At 74.8% G+C, this 17509-nt stretch carries 16 protein-coding genes; 8 read left to right on the top strand and 8 right to left on the bottom strand.

The window, feature by feature from the left end; genetic code table 11:
• Window positions 1-10: 10 nt before the first annotated feature.
• The 4 genes from MF672_RS08145 to MF672_RS08160 are packed head-to-tail and all read left to right on the top strand — an operon-like array spanning window position 11 to window position 5313.
• Complete coding sequence (locus MF672_RS08145) at window positions 11-2935, top strand: DEAD/DEAH box helicase (RefSeq protein WP_242371776.1); 2925 nt, start codon at window positions 11-13, stop codon at window positions 2933-2935.
• Entirely contained in the window at window positions 2932-4104 is a 1173-nt protein-coding gene (locus tag MF672_RS08150) for a hypothetical protein (protein ID WP_242371775.1), read from the top strand. The genes MF672_RS08145 and MF672_RS08150 overlap by 4 nt, the downstream gene beginning before the upstream one ends.
• Before the next feature lie 49 nt (window positions 4105-4153).
• Window positions 4154-4405 (top strand): hypothetical protein, encoded by a 252-nt coding sequence (locus tag MF672_RS08155; protein ID WP_242371774.1) that lies wholly within the window; start codon window positions 4154-4156, stop codon window positions 4403-4405.
• The gene (locus MF672_RS08160) at window positions 4402-5313 is read left to right on the top strand and encodes a DUF998 domain-containing protein (protein WP_242371772.1); all 912 of its coding nucleotides are present in this window, start codon (window positions 4402-4404) and stop codon (window positions 5311-5313) included. The genes MF672_RS08155 and MF672_RS08160 overlap by 4 nt, the downstream gene beginning before the upstream one ends.
• Here MF672_RS08160 and MF672_RS08165 read toward each other — a convergent pair.
• Window positions 5241-6656, bottom strand: a complete 1416-nt coding sequence (locus MF672_RS08165) for a PI-PLC domain-containing protein (protein WP_242371771.1) — start codon at window positions 6654-6656, stop codon at window positions 5241-5243. The genes MF672_RS08160 and MF672_RS08165 overlap by 73 nt on opposite strands.
• Window positions 6657-6830: 174 nt before the next feature.
• On the opposite strand from MF672_RS08165, the gene MF672_RS08170 reads away from it, so the two are divergent.
• The gene (locus MF672_RS08170; protein WP_242371768.1) at window positions 6831-8756 is read left to right on the top strand and encodes a pectate lyase-like domain-containing protein; all 1926 of its coding nucleotides are present in this window, start codon (window positions 6831-6833) and stop codon (window positions 8754-8756) included.
• Between the two features lie 173 nt (window positions 8757-8929).
• Window positions 8930-10057, top strand: a complete 1128-nt coding sequence (locus tag MF672_RS08175; protein WP_242371766.1) for a hypothetical protein — start codon at window positions 8930-8932, stop codon at window positions 10055-10057.
• Between the two features lie 19 nt (window positions 10058-10076).
• Here the strand turns inward: MF672_RS08175 and MF672_RS08180 are convergent, their stop codons facing one another.
• The 6 genes from MF672_RS08180 to MF672_RS08205 form a co-directional block, all read right to left on the bottom strand.
• Window positions 10077-10616 carry a DinB family protein gene (locus MF672_RS08180; RefSeq protein ID WP_242371764.1) on the bottom strand — a complete coding sequence of 180 codons (540 nt, stop codon included), beginning with the start codon at window positions 10614-10616 and terminating at the stop codon, window positions 10077-10079.
• Between the two features lie 31 nt (window positions 10617-10647).
• Complete coding sequence (locus tag MF672_RS08185) at window positions 10648-11019, bottom strand: STAS domain-containing protein (RefSeq protein WP_242371762.1); 372 nt, start codon at window positions 11017-11019, stop codon at window positions 10648-10650.
• On the bottom strand, window positions 11016-11390 hold the full coding sequence (locus MF672_RS08190) for an STAS domain-containing protein (RefSeq protein ID WP_242371760.1): 375 nt from the start codon (window positions 11388-11390) through the stop codon (window positions 11016-11018). Before MF672_RS08190 ends, MF672_RS08185 begins: the two co-directional genes overlap by 4 nt.
• 269 nt (window positions 11391-11659) lie before the next feature.
• Window positions 11660-13147, bottom strand: coding sequence for an FAD-dependent monooxygenase (locus MF672_RS08195; RefSeq protein WP_242371759.1), 1488 nt, complete (start codon window positions 13145-13147; stop codon window positions 11660-11662).
• A 33-nt stretch (window positions 13148-13180) separates the two neighbouring features.
• Window positions 13181-13969, bottom strand: a complete 789-nt coding sequence (locus MF672_RS08200) for a lytic polysaccharide monooxygenase auxiliary activity family 9 protein (protein ID WP_242371757.1) — start codon at window positions 13967-13969, stop codon at window positions 13181-13183.
• Between the two features lie 103 nt (window positions 13970-14072).
• Window positions 14073-14729: a hypothetical protein gene (locus MF672_RS08205; protein ID WP_242371755.1), complete on the bottom strand. Its 657-nt coding sequence runs from the start codon at window positions 14727-14729 to the stop codon at window positions 14073-14075.
• Window positions 14730-14862: 133 nt separating this feature from the next.
• On the opposite strand from MF672_RS08205, the gene MF672_RS08210 reads away from it, so the two are divergent.
• Both MF672_RS08210 and MF672_RS08215 read left to right on the top strand, forming a co-directional pair.
• A complete protein-coding gene (locus MF672_RS08210; protein WP_247815201.1) occupies window positions 14863-16101 on the top strand; it encodes a sensor histidine kinase in 1239 nt (412 codons plus the stop codon).
• Window positions 16098-16751, top strand: coding sequence for a response regulator (locus MF672_RS08215; protein WP_242375444.1), 654 nt, complete (start codon window positions 16098-16100; stop codon window positions 16749-16751). Before MF672_RS08210 ends, MF672_RS08215 begins: the two co-directional genes overlap by 4 nt.
• A gap of 28 nt (window positions 16752-16779) precedes the next feature.
• Here the strand turns inward: MF672_RS08215 and MF672_RS08220 are convergent, their stop codons facing one another.
• Window positions 16780-17472 (bottom strand): ATP-binding protein, encoded by a 693-nt coding sequence (locus MF672_RS08220; protein WP_242375445.1) that lies wholly within the window; start codon window positions 17470-17472, stop codon window positions 16780-16782.
• Between the last annotated feature and the right edge of the window lie 37 nt (window positions 17473-17509).

The following is a 17509-nucleotide window of genomic DNA, read 5'->3' on the forward strand; positions in this document are numbered from 1 at the left end:
AGGAGCAACCGTGGAGAGAAGGGTCGTCGACCTCGGCACCGAGGTCGGGCTGATCTGGTCCAAGAACTTTCCCGGCAAGCTGGTCGGGCAGCGCGAGCGCCATCCGCTCCTGCCCGGTCTGGAAGGGATCGGCCACGACCTGTGGGCGGCCGGACCGCAGAACCTGGTTCCCGCTCGTCTGGAACGCGGCCGCGAAGGCCGCGACGACTTCCTCAAGGTCTACGTCGACGGCCGGTACGCGCTCATGTTGTTCCCCACCCGGGACCTCCGCGGCTACTGGGTCGGCGGCATCCATCCCATGCGCTTCGACGACCACGACCAGATCGTCCGGGGCGGCCTGCTGCTGCGCGCCGGACGCTGGCGGGTCTACGACCATCCGCGCGAACTCGGCCACTCCTCCGGCTGGCCGGCCGTGCAGGCCGCCTGGAGCGCCGGCGGCCCGGCGCCGGCCGCGACCGCTGCGCCGCGGGCCTCGCACACGACCTACCTCGACCGGCTCGAGACCGTCGTTGAGCAGGGGCGGCGCATCGAGGCGTCAGGCGGTGACGCCAGCCGCCTGATCCCGTACCTGCGGGTCACTCCAGTGGCCGCGACCCGCAGGTCCGCGCGTTCGGTGCACGCCTTCCAGCTCATCGGCGGCAACCGGCTCACCGACGGCAGCCGCGTGCACATCGACGGCGAGCCTGACCTGCGCGGCCGGGTCGAACGCGTCGACGAGGGCGTGGCCACGGTGCGATTCGAGCGACCCGTGGACTTCGGCCGGATCCCGGAGAGCGGGGCGTTCGCCGAGTCGCCCAATCTCGTCTCCTACGACAAGAAGCGGGAGGCCATCGAGATCCTCCGGGAGGGCCGCGCGCGCAACCCGCTGCTGCTGACGGTGCTGGCGGACGGCCGCTTCCAGCCCTTCGCGCCCGCGCTCGGCCGCCGTCCCCGCGAACCCCTGGACGCCAGCCAGCTCAGCGCCTTCCAGAAGGCGCTCGCGGTGCCCGACCTCGGGCTCGTCCAGGGGCCGCCGGGCACCGGCAAGACGCACACCATCCGGCAGGTCGTCCTCGCCTGCGCCGAGGAACAGCGCAAGGTCCTCATCTCCTCCTACACCAACCGGGCCGTCGACAACGTCCTGCAGGGCCTCCCGGAGGATCTGCTGGTGCTGCGCGTCGGGCGGGAGGACGGCGTCACGCGGGGCTGCGAGCATCTGACGCTGGAGGCCCGCGCGCTTGAGCTCCAGCAACGCATCGCCGAGCGGACCGAACCCCTGCTCGCGCGTTACGGCGCCGCCGCCCCGGACGGGCCGGCCGACGCCCTGCTCCGGCAGCTCGGCGAGGACCTGCGCCGCCTCGACGAGGCCAGGGCGGTCGTCCGGCGCAGCGCCGCCGCCATGGCGGAGCGCGAGGAGGCGGTGACCGTCGAGATCCGGCGGCGGACTGCGTCCCTGGAGGAGGCCGGACGCCGGCACGAGGAGCTGCTGGCCGACAGCGTGCGGTCCCTCCACCGGCTCGGCCGCGCGGTGGACAGGGCCCGGCGGAGCGCCGGGCTGCCGCTGGTCGGCCTGCTCTTCCGCGGCCGGCTCGACCGGCTGGAGAGGGAGCGGGCCGCGATCGGCGCCGAGGCCGGGAAGGCCCGCCGCACGCTGGAGGCGATCGCGCGGGACCTGGCGCACGTGGCGGCCGAGCTCGACCAGGTGCGGGCCACCCACCCGGACCTGGTGGCAGCCCGCCGGGCCCACGAGCGCGAGCTGGCCGAGCAGCACGCTCGCGCCGAGCGGGCCGCGCGGGTCGCCGCCTCCCTCAGCGAGCTGCTCGACGGCGGCCTGCCCGCGCCCTCGCCCGACCCGGCGGGGCTGGCGGCCTTCTCCTCCGCCGCGGCCGCCGCGCTCGCCCTGATGCGGAGGCGGCTGCATCTGCTGAACTCCTGGCGGGCGAAGCTGGAACGCCGGACCGAGCAGCTCTACGCCGAGCTGGTCAGGTACGCCGACGTGATCGGCGCGACCTGCATCGGCGCGGCCACGAGCGAGCACCTGGACGACGTCGACCTCGACCTGGCCATCGTGGACGAGGCCGGCCAGATCAGCACAGCCGACCTGCTCGTCCCGCTGGTGCGGGCGCGGCGAGCCGTCCTCGTCGGCGACCACGTGCAGCTGCCGCCGCTGCCCGACCAGCGGCTGGTGGCCTGGGCCGCGGCCGAGCGTCCCGGCGATCACGAGCTGGCCAGGCTGATCACCGACAGCGCCTTCGAGCTGATGTTCTCCCTGACGCCGCCGGAGAACAAGGAGGTGCTGCGCTACCAGCGCCGCATGCCCGAGAGCCTGGCCCGATTCATCTCCGCCCACTTCTACGGGGGGTTCCTGTTGTCCGATGTGCGACGGGTGCACCACGACGACCTGTTCGCGGCTCCCGTGGCGTTCGTCGACACGGCGGAGCTGCCGCAGCGGGAACGGCGTGATCGCAAACCCCGCCCTGACGAGCCCTGGCCCAAGGACAGCCGGCTCAATGAGTGCGAGGCCCGGCTGCTGACGCTTCTCGCCGCTCACTATCACGCCAAGTCGGACGACTGGGCGGTGATCCTCCCGTACGCGGCCCAGATCGGCCTGGTCACCTCACTCCTGGCCCGCCGCATCGGCGACGAGAACGCGGTCGCCCGGCGGGTGGCGACCGTCGACTCCTTCCAGGGCGGACAGCACGACACGATCCTCTTCGGCTTCACGCTCAGCAACCCGCAGCGCAGCGTCGGCTTCCTGCGGGAGGTGCGCCGCTCCAACGTGGCCTTCTCCCGCGCCAAGCAGCGGCTCGTCCTCGTCGGCGACCTCTCCACGCTCCTCAACGCCACCGACCCCGGTTTCCGCGGCCTGGCACAGGCGCTGCACGACCACGTGCGCATCTCAGGGGACCTCCGCGGCTACCGTGAGGTCCTGCGTCATCTCGGGGAGGCCCCGTGAACGGCGCCTCGGCCGAGGCGATCCTCTACGCCCAGGCCCGCGCCCTGGAGCACGCCGCCGCCCTGCCCGGGATGCGGCCGCTGCGGATCCACGCGCTCGCCTTCCCGCTGCACGCCGCGGAGCTGTCGGCGACCATCGAGGAACGCGGCCCGTTCGACCTGCTCGACCGGTACGTCGGCCTCGCCATCGCCGAGGGCGGGTTCACCCGCCTGGTGGACATCGCCGCGTTCCTGGGCGTCACCGAGCACATGGTCGACCGGGTGCTGCGTTTCCTCGGCGGCATCGGGCACCTTGAGGGCACCGCCGAGGCCCTGTCGCTAACGGAGCGCGGCCTGCGCGCGGTCCGCGACGACCGCCGCTACACCGAGAAGCAGGAGCGGCTACGGCTGTATTTCGACGGCGTGCGGTGCGAGCCGCTGCGCACCGCGCACTACGCGCGCGGCGTGCGCGTCCTGGACCGGGAGGCCGCCTACGCCCAGCGGACGTTCCGGCTCCTGCCGGAGACGTGCGGCTTCCGGCCTGGCGCGGTCGAGGAGCTGGCCCGGCGGCCCGACCGGAGCGCGTACGACCTGCCGGACGAGCTGCTCGGCCTCGCGGTGCTGGAGGTGGGCCGGGCGTTCCTGCCCTGCTACGCGATCCGGGCGCACGACGGCCGGCGGCTCAGGACGCTCGTCTACTCCGGCGTCGCCGAGCTGCGTGACCGGCACCTGGAGGAGATCATCGAGTCCTGGCCGACTGCCGCGAACGTGATGGAGAGCGCCGACTCCGAGCAGCCGCGTGACCACTTCGCGGAGTGGATGCGCGAACGCGACATCCGTCCCCGGGCGCTCTCCTGGATCGACCACCACAGCGTCCGGCTCGTCCTGCCGCCCTCCCGGTACTCAGGGGCGCGGGACAAGGGCGCGTTCTCCCTCGCGATGCTCGGCTCGTACGTGGCCCCGCGCGGCCACGTCCTCCAGCTCTGGTGCGACGACGCCGCCACGCGGGCCAGGGCCGTCCTCGACCGGGCGCTGGCGTACGCCACGGCCACCCGCCGCACGGTGGCTGAGGTGGCGGAGTTCCTCGACCGGGTCTGCCGGCAGCTCGAACCGGGCACCGCCGTCACCGTGGACGACCTGCGGAGACATGCCCGGCAGGCCGGGTACGGCGCCCTTGACCTCGCCGAGTGATCGTCAAGGATCCTTGACAGCCGACGAAGCGTCAAGGATCCTTGACGGCATGAACGAACTCGACACAGCCTTGCGGGCCCTGCGCGACGCGCTCGACGAGCTGACCCGGCAGGACCCGGTCACCGCCATGCGCGGCGCGGCGCGGGCCGAGACGCTCGCCCGCGAGGCCGCGCAGCGGGCCGTGGCCGCCGCGTGCCTCAACGCGAACGCGTCCTGGGCGGACGTCGGCGCCGCCTTCGGCGTCAGCAGGCAGGCCGCCCACCAGCGCTTCGCCCGGCAGGTCCGGGCCGCCCGGCCGTGAGGCTCCCCCGCGGCCTGGCGATCGTCAGCGCCGGGGGCCCGCTCGTCTTCGCCGCGGCCGTCCTGGCGCTCCACGTCGTGCGGCCCGGCCTGGACCCGGTCGGGGTGACCGTGAGCGAGTACGTCCTCGGCCCGGGCGGGTGGCTGTTCACGGCGGGCTGCCTCGCCTGGGTGCTGGGATCGCTCGCGCTCGTCGCGCTCCTGGCCGGTGCCCGCCGGGCCCGGACCGGGCGGGTGCTGCTGGCGGCGTGGGCGATCGGCCTCCTGCTGGTCGCCGTCTTCCCGACCGACCCGATCGACCGCGCGCACCGGACCGTGCGCTTCACGGCGGCGGGGATCGTCCACGCGAGCGCCGGTCAGCTCGCCTTCCTCTGCTTCGGCGTGGCGGCCGTGCTGATCACCCGCGCCGTCGGCGGCCCGCCCGCTCTGCGGGTGCTCGCGGTGCTCTGCGCCGCCACCCTGGCCTTCGCCCTCGCGGTGACGGCGCTCGGCCGGTTCCAGCTCTTCGGCCTGGCCGAGCGCCTGCTGCTGCCCTCGTACGCGGCCTGGTCACTGCTCATGACCGGGTACGTCCGCCGTCTTCGGCGCCTCGGCCCGGCGGAGGGCGAAGGTGGCGCCCTCGCTGCTCAGCACGCGGTCGAGGGCGATCACGAGGACGTTCGCCACGGCGGCGGCGAGCAGCCAGGGAGCGAGCCGGCGGGGCCGCCAGGCCGCCGGCAGCGCGGGGACCCCGAAGATCAGCAGCACGATCTCGGCGACCGCCGGCCACAGCGTCGCCGTCCCACCGAGGCCGGGGGTCGCGCCCACGAGAGCGGCGATCCCGACACCGCCGGAACTCAGCGGACGGCGCCGGCCTGGGCGAGGAGGTTCTGGTACCAGGCGTCGTACGGGTGGTTGGTGGCGGGGTAGTTGGCCGGCGGGTCGGTGGCGTCGCCGGCGGAGTCGAAGTCCCAGCCGCGCACGAGCCGCCCCGCCCGCCGGGCCGCGGTGATGAACGCCGACTGCGTGGCGGGCGCGGCGTAGAACAGCGCGCCCTGCTGGAGCTCGGCGCTGTCGCCCTGCTGGAACTCGGTGAAGGCGACCTGCGGGTAGCGGATGCGGTCGCCGGTGCGCCGGTCGGTGTCGACGCGCAGGGTCTGGGACGGAGTCGGGCCGTCGGCGCCGGTCCAGACGTGCACGCGGGACGTACCGGCGGTCGCGGTGGTCCGGTCGTAGCGGGCGTCGGAGGTCCTGGCGTTGCCGGTCCACGCGACCGTGCGCGCGGCGGGGTCGAGGACGCCGGCCCAGGTCCAGTTCTGGCTGTTGCTCTGGCTTCGGTGGATCTCGCGCAGCCGGGTGCCGGCGTCGGTGAACCGGACCGTCGGCAGGACGCCGTTGTCGTACTGGCGGCTGGCGGACCAGGCGATCTCGCCGTCGGCGGCGACCCGGCCGACGCGGTACCAGAGCGTGGTGGCGCTCTGCGACTGGTGGACCTCGACCAGGTCGCCGTCGTCGTTGAGCGCGACGGCGGGGGTCACGCCGCTGTCGTACCTGCCGTGGCGCAGCCAGGTCACCGCGCCGTCGGCCCCGTACGTGCCGCTCCAGTACCAGAGGTCGCCCGAGCCCGAGTCGTGGACTTCGACGACCTGGCCGCGGCCGTTCACGGCGACGGCCGGGCCGGTGCCGACGTCGCGCTTGTACAGGGTGCGGGTCCTGCCGTTGCCGGAGATCAGCGCGAGCACGCGTCCGCGCAGGGCGTCGAGGGAGGGCGGGTCGGCCGGGTACTCGTCGGCGCGCAGCAGCCGGTCGCCGAAGGCGGCGGCGAGTTCCTGGTTGAGGGCGGCGAGGTTGCCGGCGGCGTAGGAGGTGTTGTCCGTCAGGTCATCCTTGACGTCGAGCGCGACGGTGATCGGGGCGGCGGCGGGATGCTGGGCGGACCAGGCGTCGATGACGGCGAGCCAGTCGCGGAGGAGGTTCGAGGCGGGGTTCCCGTCGTGGTCCACGGCGTCGCCGGGGGCGTCGTGGCCGAGGGAGTAGTCGTGCGCGGTGGCGTAGCCGTTGTCGTGGATGTCCAGCTCGATGAAGCGGACGCCCTGGTCGAGCTGCTGGGCGATGGAGCCGCGGGCGCCGTCGAGGTCGCCGGAGTAGCTGTTGTGGGTGGCCAGGAAGATCGCCGAGGGTAACGGCACGTCGGCCGCCGCCGCGGCGGGGGCGGCGGCGGCGGTCAGCAGGGCGAGCGCGGCGAACGCGGCGGCGGCTCTCGGGTGCGGCATGGCGGGTCCTGTTCGTCCGGGGGTGGTGCCGACCATCTGATCAAGGACCGCCGGCCGGGCCGGGTCAAGCGGGTCGCGCACATCCGCTCTTGTGGAGGGGGTGACCGGCGCGGTACAAACGTCCGCGAGAGAGCGCTCTCTCAACCTGGGCCAGGCGTGGAAAGGACCAACCGCATGACGACCCACCCCGCGAGGCGGCGGCTCGGCCGGGCACTCACGACGTTAGGCGTCGTGCTGGCGACCGCCGTCATGGCCGCAGGAACGGCCGGAGCGACGGACGGCACGGAAGCGGCACCCGCGGCCCACGGCGGCGGCGTCCCCAACCTGGGGCCCGACCTGGGGCCCGACCTGGGGCCCGACCTGGGGCCCGACCTGGGGCCCGACGTCACCGTCTTCGACCCGAGCATGCCCGTCGCCGACATCCAGGCGACCCTCGACGCCGCCCACGCCGCCCAGGTCGACGCCGAGATGAGCACCGCCCGCCACGCCTACCTGTTCCGGCCGGGCACCTACGGCACCGCCGAGCACCCCCTCCAGATCAAGGTCGGCTACTACACCGAGATCGCCGGCCTCGGCGCCTCCCCCACCGACGTCGTCATCAACGGCAAGATCGAGGTCTACAACCGCTGCCTCGCCGACGGCGGCACCGGCAACTGCCTGGCGCTGGTCAACTTCTGGCGCACCCTGTCCAACCTGTCCATCCGTGTCAACGCCGCCGGCCAGGACGGCTGCCGCTCCTCGGCGAACTTCTGGGCCGTCTCCCAGGCCGTCTCCCTGCGCCGCCTCGACGTCAGCGGCGGCACCTTCTCCCTCATGGACTACTGCACCGCCGGCCCCCAGTACGCCAGCGGCGGCTTCATCGCCGACTCCCGGCTCCCGTCCGTCACCAACGGCTCCCAGCAGCAGTGGCTGACCCGCGACAGTGAGATCGCCGGCTGGTCGAACGGCGTCTGGAACCAGGTCTTCTCCGGCGTCGTCGGCGCCCCGGAAGAGAGCGCGTTCCCGAACCCGCCGTACACCACGCTCGACACCACGCCGGTCAGCAGGGAGAAGCCGTTCCTCTACACCGACGCCCGCGGCCGCTACCAGGTGCGCGTGCCCGCCGCCCGCAGGGGCACGCGCGGCGTCTCGTGGGCGAACGGCCTGACGCCCGGCCGCACGCTGCCGCTCGGCGACTTCTTCGTCGCCCGGCCGTCGGACCCGGTGCAGGTCATCAACAGCCAGCTCGCCCGCGGCAAGCACCTGCTGCTCACCCCCGGCGTGTACGACATCGCGCGCAGCATCGAGGTCCGGCGGCCGGGCACCGTCGTCCTCGGGCTCGGGCACGCGACGCTCACCGCGGCCCGCGGCTCGATCCCGCTGGACGTCGCCGACGTGCCCGGCGTGGTCGTGGCCGGCGTGACGATCGACGCGGGCGAGCAGAAGTCGCCGGCGCTGCTGCGGGTCGGGAAGCCGCACGGCCGCTCCCGGGGCGCCGCGGCCGACCCGACGACGCTGTCCGACGTCTACTTCCGGGTCGGCGGCCCGCACGTCGGCCGGACCGACGTCGCGCTGGAGGTCAACAGCGACCACGTGCTCATCGACCACACCTGGGTGTGGCGCGCCGACCACGGCGTCGAGGGCCTCACCGACACCCAGCGCTGGAACACCAACCTCGGCCGCAACGGCGCCGTCATCAACGGCGACCACGTGACCGCGACCGGCCTGTTCGTCGAGCACTTCCAGCAGTACAACACGGTCTGGAACGGCGAGGACGGCACGACGGTCCTCTACCAGAACGAGCTGCCCTACGACCCGCCCACGCAGGCCGACTGGATGAACGGCGACGTCGAGGGCTACGCCGGCTACAAGGTCGGCGACCGGGTGCGGACCCACCGCCTGTACGGGGCCGGCGTCTACGTCTTCAACCAGAACAACCCGCAGATCCACACCGAGAACGGCTTCGAGGTGCCGGCCGCGCCGGGCGTCAAGCTGCACCACATCATGACCGTCAACCTCAGCGCGGGCACCATCGACCACGTCGTCAACGGGGTGGGCGAGGCGGCCGACACCGGCAAGGTGGGCGTGCCGGTGTACGTCACCGACCATCCGGCTCCTTAGCGGGCGGGCCCGGCGCAGGTTGATCGGCCTCTGGTGAACGGCCTGCGCCTGGCAAAAACGCCTCGCGCCCGCCGCCGCGCTCATTAGCATGCTCACACACGGTCACGTGCCCGTTTCACCACGTACCCGAGCACGCTTCCGGCCCGCTCGCTCCCCCCGTCGAAGGAGTCTCCGTGACTCGATACGCCATCGACCGAGCCCGCGGCGCGCTCGTCGCGCAGTGGAGCATCGGCATCGGCGAGACCGCCACGACGGTGGCCGACCTGCCCCCCGCCCTCCCCCGCCACGAGCTCCTGCGCCTGTCGGCCGGGCTGACGCGGCTCTCCCACGCCTGCTGGCGCTGCTACACCCACCCCGCCGACGTGGCCGACCACCAGGGGCCCGGCAGCCTCGGCTGGCACCGGCAGCAGGAGCGGGACGCCTTCGGCACCGTCCTCCGCCTGCTCACCACCGCCGGCCGGTCCGTCCCGCCGCCGGCCGGCACCAGGGTGCAGGAGGCCGCCCACACGGTCGGCCGCGCCCTGCACGTGCTGGGCTCGCCGGCGCTCACCGCGCGCATCACCGGCGACGTGGCCGCCGAGCTGGACGCCGTCGAGCGGGCCGAGCTCGGCGACCTGTCCGAACGGGCCGCGCAGGCCGTCGCGCTCAGCCGCGAGGACGCCTCCCCGTCGCAGGTGTCGCAGGCCGACCGGCTGCTGCGGCGGCACCCGTTCGGCTGCGACGCGCTGTTCACCCGGCTCGACCCCACGGCCGCCGCCATCGCCGCCGCCCACTGGCTGCACGCCGCCGTCGTCGTCACCGCCGACCTCACCCGGATCCACCCGGCCCAGATCGTGGCCGCCGCCGACCAGCACGCCAAGCCGCTCGCGTTCGAGAGCCTGACCGAGGTCGTCGGCGTGCTCGGCAGGGGCGGACGGCCCCGCCAGGTGGTGATGTCCCTGATCCGCAACGCCCTGCACGTCGGCGAGGGGCACCTGCGCGGCATCATCGACGCCAGGCACCGCATCAACGCCGCCGAACGGCTCATCGGCACGGTGCACGCCGAGCATCCGGAGCTGGGCATCGGCGCCGACACCGTCCCGCTGCCCCTGACGCCGCTCGACCCCGGCCGGCCCGCCCCCGACCTGCTGGAGAACCTGCTGCACGGCATCCAGAGCTGCTGGCGGCTCTACGAGCGCTACGTCGCGCTGCACCAGCCCCGGGGCGGCACCGTCGAGGGCGTGCGGCGCCAGAGGCTGCGCCGCGCCTTCCTCATCGCGGTCCGCGAGGAGGCCGGGCTGCGGCGCGACCAGCTCCTCTGAGACCGGGCGCAGGCGGGCGTCACTCGCCGGTGAGGCCGTCCACGGACTCGCGGAGGAGGTCGGCGTGGCCGTTGTGGCGGGCGTACTCCTCGATCATGTGGCACACGATCCAGCGCAGCGACGGGGTCGAGCCGTCGGGCCAGCTCATCCGCGCCAGGCGGTCGAGCCCGCCGTCGGCCAGGGCCTTCGCGGTCAGCTCGCGGGAGACGGCCACCGCGTCCTGCCACATGGCGAGAAGCTGCTCGGGCGAGTCGTCGGCGGCCGACGACCAGTCCCAGTCCGGCGTGAGCCGCCAGTCCACGGTGTCCCACGGCGGGCGGCGGTCGTGGCCGTGCAGGTAGCGGCCGAACCAGTGGTCCTCGACGTAGGACAGGTGCTTGAGCAGCCCGCCGAGCGTCATCGACGAGACGCCGACGGTGGCGCGCAGCCCGGCCGCGTCCAGCCCTGAGCACTTCCAGGCCAGGGTGGCGCGCTGGTAGTCGAGGAAGCCGAGCAGGGTGGCGCTCTCGTCGGCGGCGACCGGCGGCTCCGGCCGGCCCTGTGCGTCGATGACGGTCATGGCAGGCGAGTCTAGGGCCCCGGACCGGGGATCACGCACGGGAGGCGGGCGGCCCCGCCTGCACCGCGGCGCGGGCGGCCGCGATCGCCTGGTCGACGCGCTCGTGCAGGTAGACGGCCTGCCAGGCGCCGGTGATCTCCAGGATGCGGGTCGGCCTGGGCTGGAGCCCGGCCAGGTGGATGGCCGCGCCGTGCACGCGGGCCAGGGTCGCGGCGGCGAGCAGGACGGCGAGGCCCGAGCTGTCGAGGAAGGACATCTCGCGCACGTCGAAGACCAGGTGCTCGTCCAGCCGGCGGCGGGCCCGGTCGATGAAGCCCTCCAGCTCGGCGGACGTGGTGGCGTCGACCTGCCCGGACACGGTGATCAGTGTGATGTCCGGCAGGTGGCTGCAGGTCAGTTTCACTGGGGCTCCTGGAGTGGAGAGACGTGCCCGTCCAGCGCCGCGACGACGGCCTCCGCCGCGGTGGGGTGGATGTCGAGGGCGCTCCACACTCCGGTGATCTGCAACACGCGGGCGGGCACGTCCCGGACGTCGGCGAGGTGCAGGCCGCCGCCCCGCTCGCGGGCGGCGGCGTTGAGGCGTAAGAGCACGTGCAGGCCGCTGCTGTCGAGGAACGTCAGCCCGCCGAGGTCGAGCACCAGCGCAGCGCCCGACCGGCCGGCCTGGTTGATCGAGGTCTCCAGCCAGTCGGCGTTCGTGGAGTCGACCTCACCGGCCACGGTGATCAGGACGCCGGAGGGCAGGGCGCGGACGTCCAGGCTCAAGGGAGACATGGCGGCCTCGGTGCGGCGGTCAACGGGCGGGTGGCGGGAGTGCGACGATGGCGACGGGCATGCGGTCCCTCGGATGGGTCGGCGGGCGGTGACGGTTAGTTGCCGTCGCGCAAACACTAACGCCCGAAGCTGGATACCGGAAGGAGAGTTCACCATAGGATCTCCTGGTAAACCAGCTTCGCCTGCCCGTCCCGCCGGACGTCGCGCACCCATCATGCCCGAGTGCCGGTCGAGATCGCGGGCGATCCGGAAGTTCGGCCGCGGCGTCCTCACCCGGTACGGCCGGCCGGAGCGGCGCCCGCGACCGGGGCGAGCCACTCCCTGACCGCCTCCGCCAGCCCGTCCGTCCCCGCCCAGGCCACGTAGCCGTCGGGGCGGATCAGCAGCGCGTCCGCGGGCGGGCCGGCGCAGCGGGCGCGGACGACGTCCAGCCCGGCGGCCGCGTACACCGGGTCGGCGGGCAGCTCGCCGGCCAGGTGGAGCAGCACGAAACGGGGCCGCCGCAGCAGCTCGGCGACGCGGCGCGCGCCCCCGCCGGCGTCGGGGACCAGCGGCAGGTCGGGCACCAGGCGGCCGACGAGGGGATGCCCGGCGCCGTCGCCGTAGCGCACGTCGGAGCCGTTGAGCAGGGCGGCGAGGTGGCGGGCCGGCTGCTCGAAGGCGAACACCTCGGTGAGCACCGCGGTCAGGGCCTCGGCGTCCTCGCCGGTCAGGCGGTCGAGCACGGCCTGGGCGCGGGTCAGCGTGAGGGCGCGGGCGGCGGCGGGGCGGCGCTCGGCCTCGTAGGTGTCGAGCGGGCGGGCGCGGCCGTCGAGGGCGGCGGCCAGCTTCCAGCCGAGGTTGACGGCGTCGGTCAGGCCGACGTTGAGCGCCGAGCCGCCCGCCGGGAACAGGTGGGCCGCGTCCCCCGCCAGGAACACCCGGCCGGCCCGGTAGCGCTCGGCCAGCCGGGCCTGGGAGACCGTGCTCGACAACCAGATCGGCTCGCCGAGCGGCAGGTCCCTGCCGAGCACGCGGCGCACCGCGGCCCCGAACTCGGCGGGCGTCACCGGCCCGTCCTGCTCGCGGCTCCCCCGCTCCCTGACGCCCGCGACGCGCACGCCGGGCTGGAGCGAGGTGATCAGCAGGCGGCCGTGCGGCGTGCGGTTCCAGCCCGGCCGGAGGCCGGCGAAGCCGGGATCGGCGAACGGGTCGCCGGACTCGCCGGGGGCGCGGAAGTGGCCGAGGCGCAGCACCTCGCCGTCGGTGGTGCCGGGGAAGCCGATGCCGGCCAGCGTCCTGACCCGGCCGGCGCCGCCGTCGCAGCCCACGGCGTAGCGGGCGCGGACGGCGAACCCCGGGCCCTCGACGGTGACGCCGTCGGCGTCCTGGGCGAGGGCGGTCACCTCGCGGCCCCGGCGGACGGTCACGCCCAGCTCGGCCGCCCGCTCCCCCAGCAGCCGCTCCAGCCGGGGCTGCTGGATCATCAGCATGCGCAGCGGGATGCCGTCCAGGCCGGCGAAGCGCAGCGGCACGGGCCCGAACGGGAACCCCGGCGGCACGCCGAAGAAGGGGCTGCCGGCGCTCAGCCGCTCCAGCAGGCCCCGGTGGTCGAGCACGTCGAGGATCTGGCCGCCGATGCCGTTGGCCTTGGGCAGGTCGCCGGGCTCGGCGCGCTTGTCGAGCAGGAGGGGGCGGGCGCCGCACAGGCTCAGCTCGCAGGCGAGCAGGAGGCCGACGGGGCCCGCGCCCACGATGACGATGTCATGGTCGGTCATGCCTGTCAGGCTAGATTGACAGAGGGCGACTCGTCAATCCAGACTGACAGCGCGGCCCCGGCCCCGGCCCGCACGGTAGGCCGCGAAGGCCGCCGTCCCCGCGCCCGCGACGAGCAGCGCCGTGACGCCGAGCTGCCACGGCGGGCCGGCCGGCGCGGCCGGGCCGCGGGCGGGCGGCTGGAGCGCGGGCGCGTTGGCGGCCCCTGGCGCCCTCGTGAAGACGACGTCCGAGCAGGAGTAGTAGGTGTCGGGAGTGTCGGAGTTCTGCCAGATGGTGTAGATGAGGTGGCGGCCGGTCCTGCCGGTGGGCAGGCGGCCCTTGAAGACGTACGAGCCGTCGGCGAGCTTCGGGTCGGTGACCGTGAGGAACGGCTCGCGCTCCAGGGACGACCAGCGCAACGGCTTCGCCGGGTCGTAGCCGGGCTTCGTGACGTACAGGCGGAAGGTGCCCTTGTGCGGGATCGTGCCGCGGTACCTGAAGGTGAAGCGGGCGCCCGGGCGCAGCTTGGTGGCGGGCCAGTCGTCGCGCGGCAGGTCGAAGCCGCGGAAGCCGGGCAGGCCGCCGCTGCACAGCTTGCCGTCCGGGACGACCTGGCGGTCCCGGCCCGCGACGCCGGCGATCCTGAGGTCGTCCCAGCCGCCGGGGAGGACCGAGCCCTTGACCGCGGCGGCGGCCCGGCAGGCGGCGGGCGGCTTCGTCCCGCCGCAGGCGGCCGCCCGGCTGAGCGGGCTCTCCAGCGCGCCGTGGGCCATCGCCGGGGCGGCGATCAGGGCCGACGACAGCGTCAGCCCGGCGGCCGTGCTCGTGATCCGGTGGCGCAACGTGGGACCTCCCCGCTTCCGTCCGTCAAGCGGAGGTACGTCGCCCGCGGGCACGGGGTTCAGAGGGCGGGGGCGTCGCGGTCAGAGGGCGGGGGCGTCGCGGTCAGAGGGCGGGGGCTGGGGTGGCGGTGGGTGGGCGGAGGAGGGTGAGGCCGACGGCGCCGAAAGTGATCGTCAGGAGCACGGGCCCCGACAGGCTCAGCAGCAGCGTCCCGCTCCGCGCCCCGGCCAGGAACAGCGCCAGGCCGGCCGCCGTCCCCGCCGGCAGCCACCAGCCCGCCTGCCGCGCCCGCGCCACCGCGACGCCGGCCAGCACCAGGCCGAGCAGCGTCCCGGCCAGGCCGGGAAGCTGCCAGCCGAAGATCACCGCCGGCTGGTACGCCGCGTCCAGCAGCTCCCCCGCCCGCTCGGCGGGCAGCCGCCGGTAGGCGGCCGACTCGAAGAAGTCCACCATCGGCAGGGCGGCCATCGAGACCAGGCCGGGCACGGCCAGCACGGCGGCGGCCCGCGCCAACGCGGAGCCGGGCCCGCCGGCCCGCACGCCCGCCAGCATGCCGAGCACGCCCGGCACCAGCAGCAGCCAGCAGTAGTGCAGCAGCGTGGCGGTGAGGCCCGCGCCGGCCGGGTCGGCGGCGTAGGCGACGCCCTCGGCCTGCCCGCTCTGCGGGGTCGGGTCGACGATCAGGGCGAGGAGCAGCAGGACGGGGGCGAGCAGGAGGCTCGCGCCGGCGGCTCGCCGGTAGAAGGTGTCGGTGTTCATGACGGCGACGGTAGGAACCGGGCGGCCCCCGCGTCGTCAAGGCGTGCATGGACCCCGGCGTCCCCCCGGAGGTGGACCCGGCGTGCGGCGCTGGGCGGATGACCTTCTTGCGCCGGGTACCTAAGCTGCGCTCATGGCCGACACTTCCCCTGTCCCCCGCTCGAAGTGGCCGGGGGCGATCGACTGGCTGGTGGCCGCGGTGATCGGCCTGTTCGCGCTCACCGAGGAGCTGCGCAACCCCGCCGACCTGCCCGACCGGCCGGTCCCGGCGTTCTGGGTGGCCGGGGCGGTGCTCACCGCGGCCCTGGTGCTGGTGCGGCGGCGGTACCCGTTCGCGGTGGTGGGCGTGTTCACCGGCGTCAACGTCGCGGTGTTCCTGCTGGCCCACCAGCCGCCCGGGGCCTGGCAGTGGTACACCGAGCTGCTGTTGTTGTTCACGCTGCTCACCAAGGTGCCGCTGGGCAGCCCGCGCGGGATCGCCGGGATCGGGATGTCGGCGTTCTTCCTGTCCGGGCTGATCCTGACCACCTCGACCGGTCTGGAGGAGTACGTGGTGGCGGGCGTGATGGCGCTCATCGCCGGCGGCGCGGGCGTGGCGGTGCGCCGGCACGGGCTGCGCGCCGACCGGGCCGACGCGCGCAGCGAGCTGCTGGCCGCCCGCGGCGAGCTGCTCGCCCGCGAGGCGGTGGCCACCGAGCGCGCCCGCATCGCCCGCGAGCTGCACGACATCATCGCGCACAGCGTCAGCGTCATGGTGCTCCAGGCGGGCGGCGTCCGGCTGATGCTGCCCCAGGAGCTGCGGCAGGAGCGCGAGGCGCTGGCGCTGATCGAGGAGACCGGACGCGGCGCGGTGGAGGAGCTGCGCCGCATGCTGGACCTGCTGCGGGCGGTCCAGGACGGCGACGCCACCGCCCCGCAGCCCACCCTGGACCGGCTGGCCGAGCTGGTCACGCACCTGCGCTCGACCGGCCTGGACGTCGCGCTCCAGGTGGAGGGCACCCCCCGGCCGCTGCCCGCGGGCCTCGACCTGTCGGCCTACCGCATCGCGCAGGAGGCGCTGACGAACGTACTCAAGCACGCCGGCCCCACCGAAGCCCTGGTCAAGGTCACGCACGGCGACGCCGAGCTGTGCCTGGAGATCACCGACGAGGGGCCGCGCGACGGGCGGCGCGGGCCGCTGGTCCCGTCCGGCGGCAACGGGCTGACCGGCATCAGGGAGCGGGTGGCGCTCTTCCACGGCGCGTTCGACGCGGGCCCGCGCGAGAGCGGCGGGTACCGGGTGCACGCCGTGCTGCCGCTGCCCGGGGCGGGGGCTGGGGCCGGGGCGGCGGCGACAGGTCCGGCGGTGGGCCCGGCGGTGCGCGGGCGATGAGCGTGCGCGTCGTGGTGGCCGACGACCAGGACCTGGTCAGGGCCGGGTTGCGGCTGGTCATCGGCACCCAGGACGACCTGGAGGTCGTGGGCGAGGCGCGCGACGGCCGCGAGGCGGTGGAGCTGGCCCGGCGGCTCCGCCCGGACGTGGCGCTGCTGGACATCGCGATGCCGGTGATGACCGGGCTCACCGCGGCCGGGCGCGTCCTCGCCCTGCCGGAGCCGCCGCGGGTGATCCTGCTGACCACGTACGACACGGACGAGCACCTGGAGGGGGCGCTCGCCGCCGGGGTGAGCGGGTTCCTGCTCAAGACCTCGCCGCCGGAGCGGCTCTTCGCGGCCCTGCGGGCGGCGGCCACGGGCGAGGCGCTGCTCGACCCGGCCGTGACGCCGCGAGTGATCGCCGGGTACGCCGGCCGCCGGGCCGCGCGGCCGTCCCTGGACGGGCTGACCCCGCGCGAGACCGACATCCTGCGCCTGGTGGCGCGCGGCAGGACGAACGCCGAGATCGCCGCCGGCCTGTTCATCACGCAGGCCACGGTCGGCACGCACATCAACCGGCTGCTGGCCAAGCTGTCGCTGCGCAGCCGCGCGCAGCTCGTCGCGCACGCCTACGAGGCCGGGCTGCTGCGGCCGGGCGACGACGACTGAGGAGGAGGAGGAGGAGGTAGGGGCGGCGTCAGCCGGCGGGCTCGTCGTAGCTGAGCGGCTGGAAGGAGAGGGCGTCGAGGCGGCGGCGGAAGTCGCCCGACAGGCCGCTGAGCGTGAGCGCGGCCCCGGGGACGGCGCTGACCCGCTCCTGCACCGACAGGAGGGCGGCGATGCCGGTGGAGTCCCAGTACGTCATGCCGCCGAGGTCCAGCACGAGCCGGCCCGCCGCGCGGACCTTCAGCAGCGCCTGGACGGCGGCGACGAGGTCGCCGGAGGTGGTCTGGTCGAGGTCGCCGATCAGGCGCAGGGTGACGGTGCCGTCGCGTTCGTGCTGGAGCAGCCGGAAGGAGGGGCGGCCGGCCTCGGGGACGGCGAAGCCGATGGTGGCCACGGTGCCGCCGGGGCCGCGCGTCACGCTGTGCAGGTCGCCGAGGGAGCGGACGATCCACAGGCCGTGGCCGTACTCGTAGGGCCACGGCGGGGTCTCCCGCGTCGCGGCGGTGGCGCGGGAGTCGATCACCTCGCACCGGAGCAGGCCGTCCACGGCCAGCATGCGGACCCGGCCGGCGCCCGAGCCGTGCAGGATGACGTTGGTGGCCAGCTCGTGGACGGCGAGCACGAGGTCGGACGTGCGGCCCTCCGGCAGCCCGGCCTGGACGGCGTGCGCCTCCATCGTCGCTCTGAGCACGTACAGGGAATCGCGGTCGAAGGGCTGATCCACAACGCTCTCCAGGCCGCCTGGACCTGCTGCGCCGCCG

The organism is Actinomadura luzonensis, assembly GCF_022664455.2.
GTDB lineage: Bacteria > Actinomycetota > Actinomycetes > Streptosporangiales > Streptosporangiaceae > Nonomuraea > Nonomuraea luzonensis.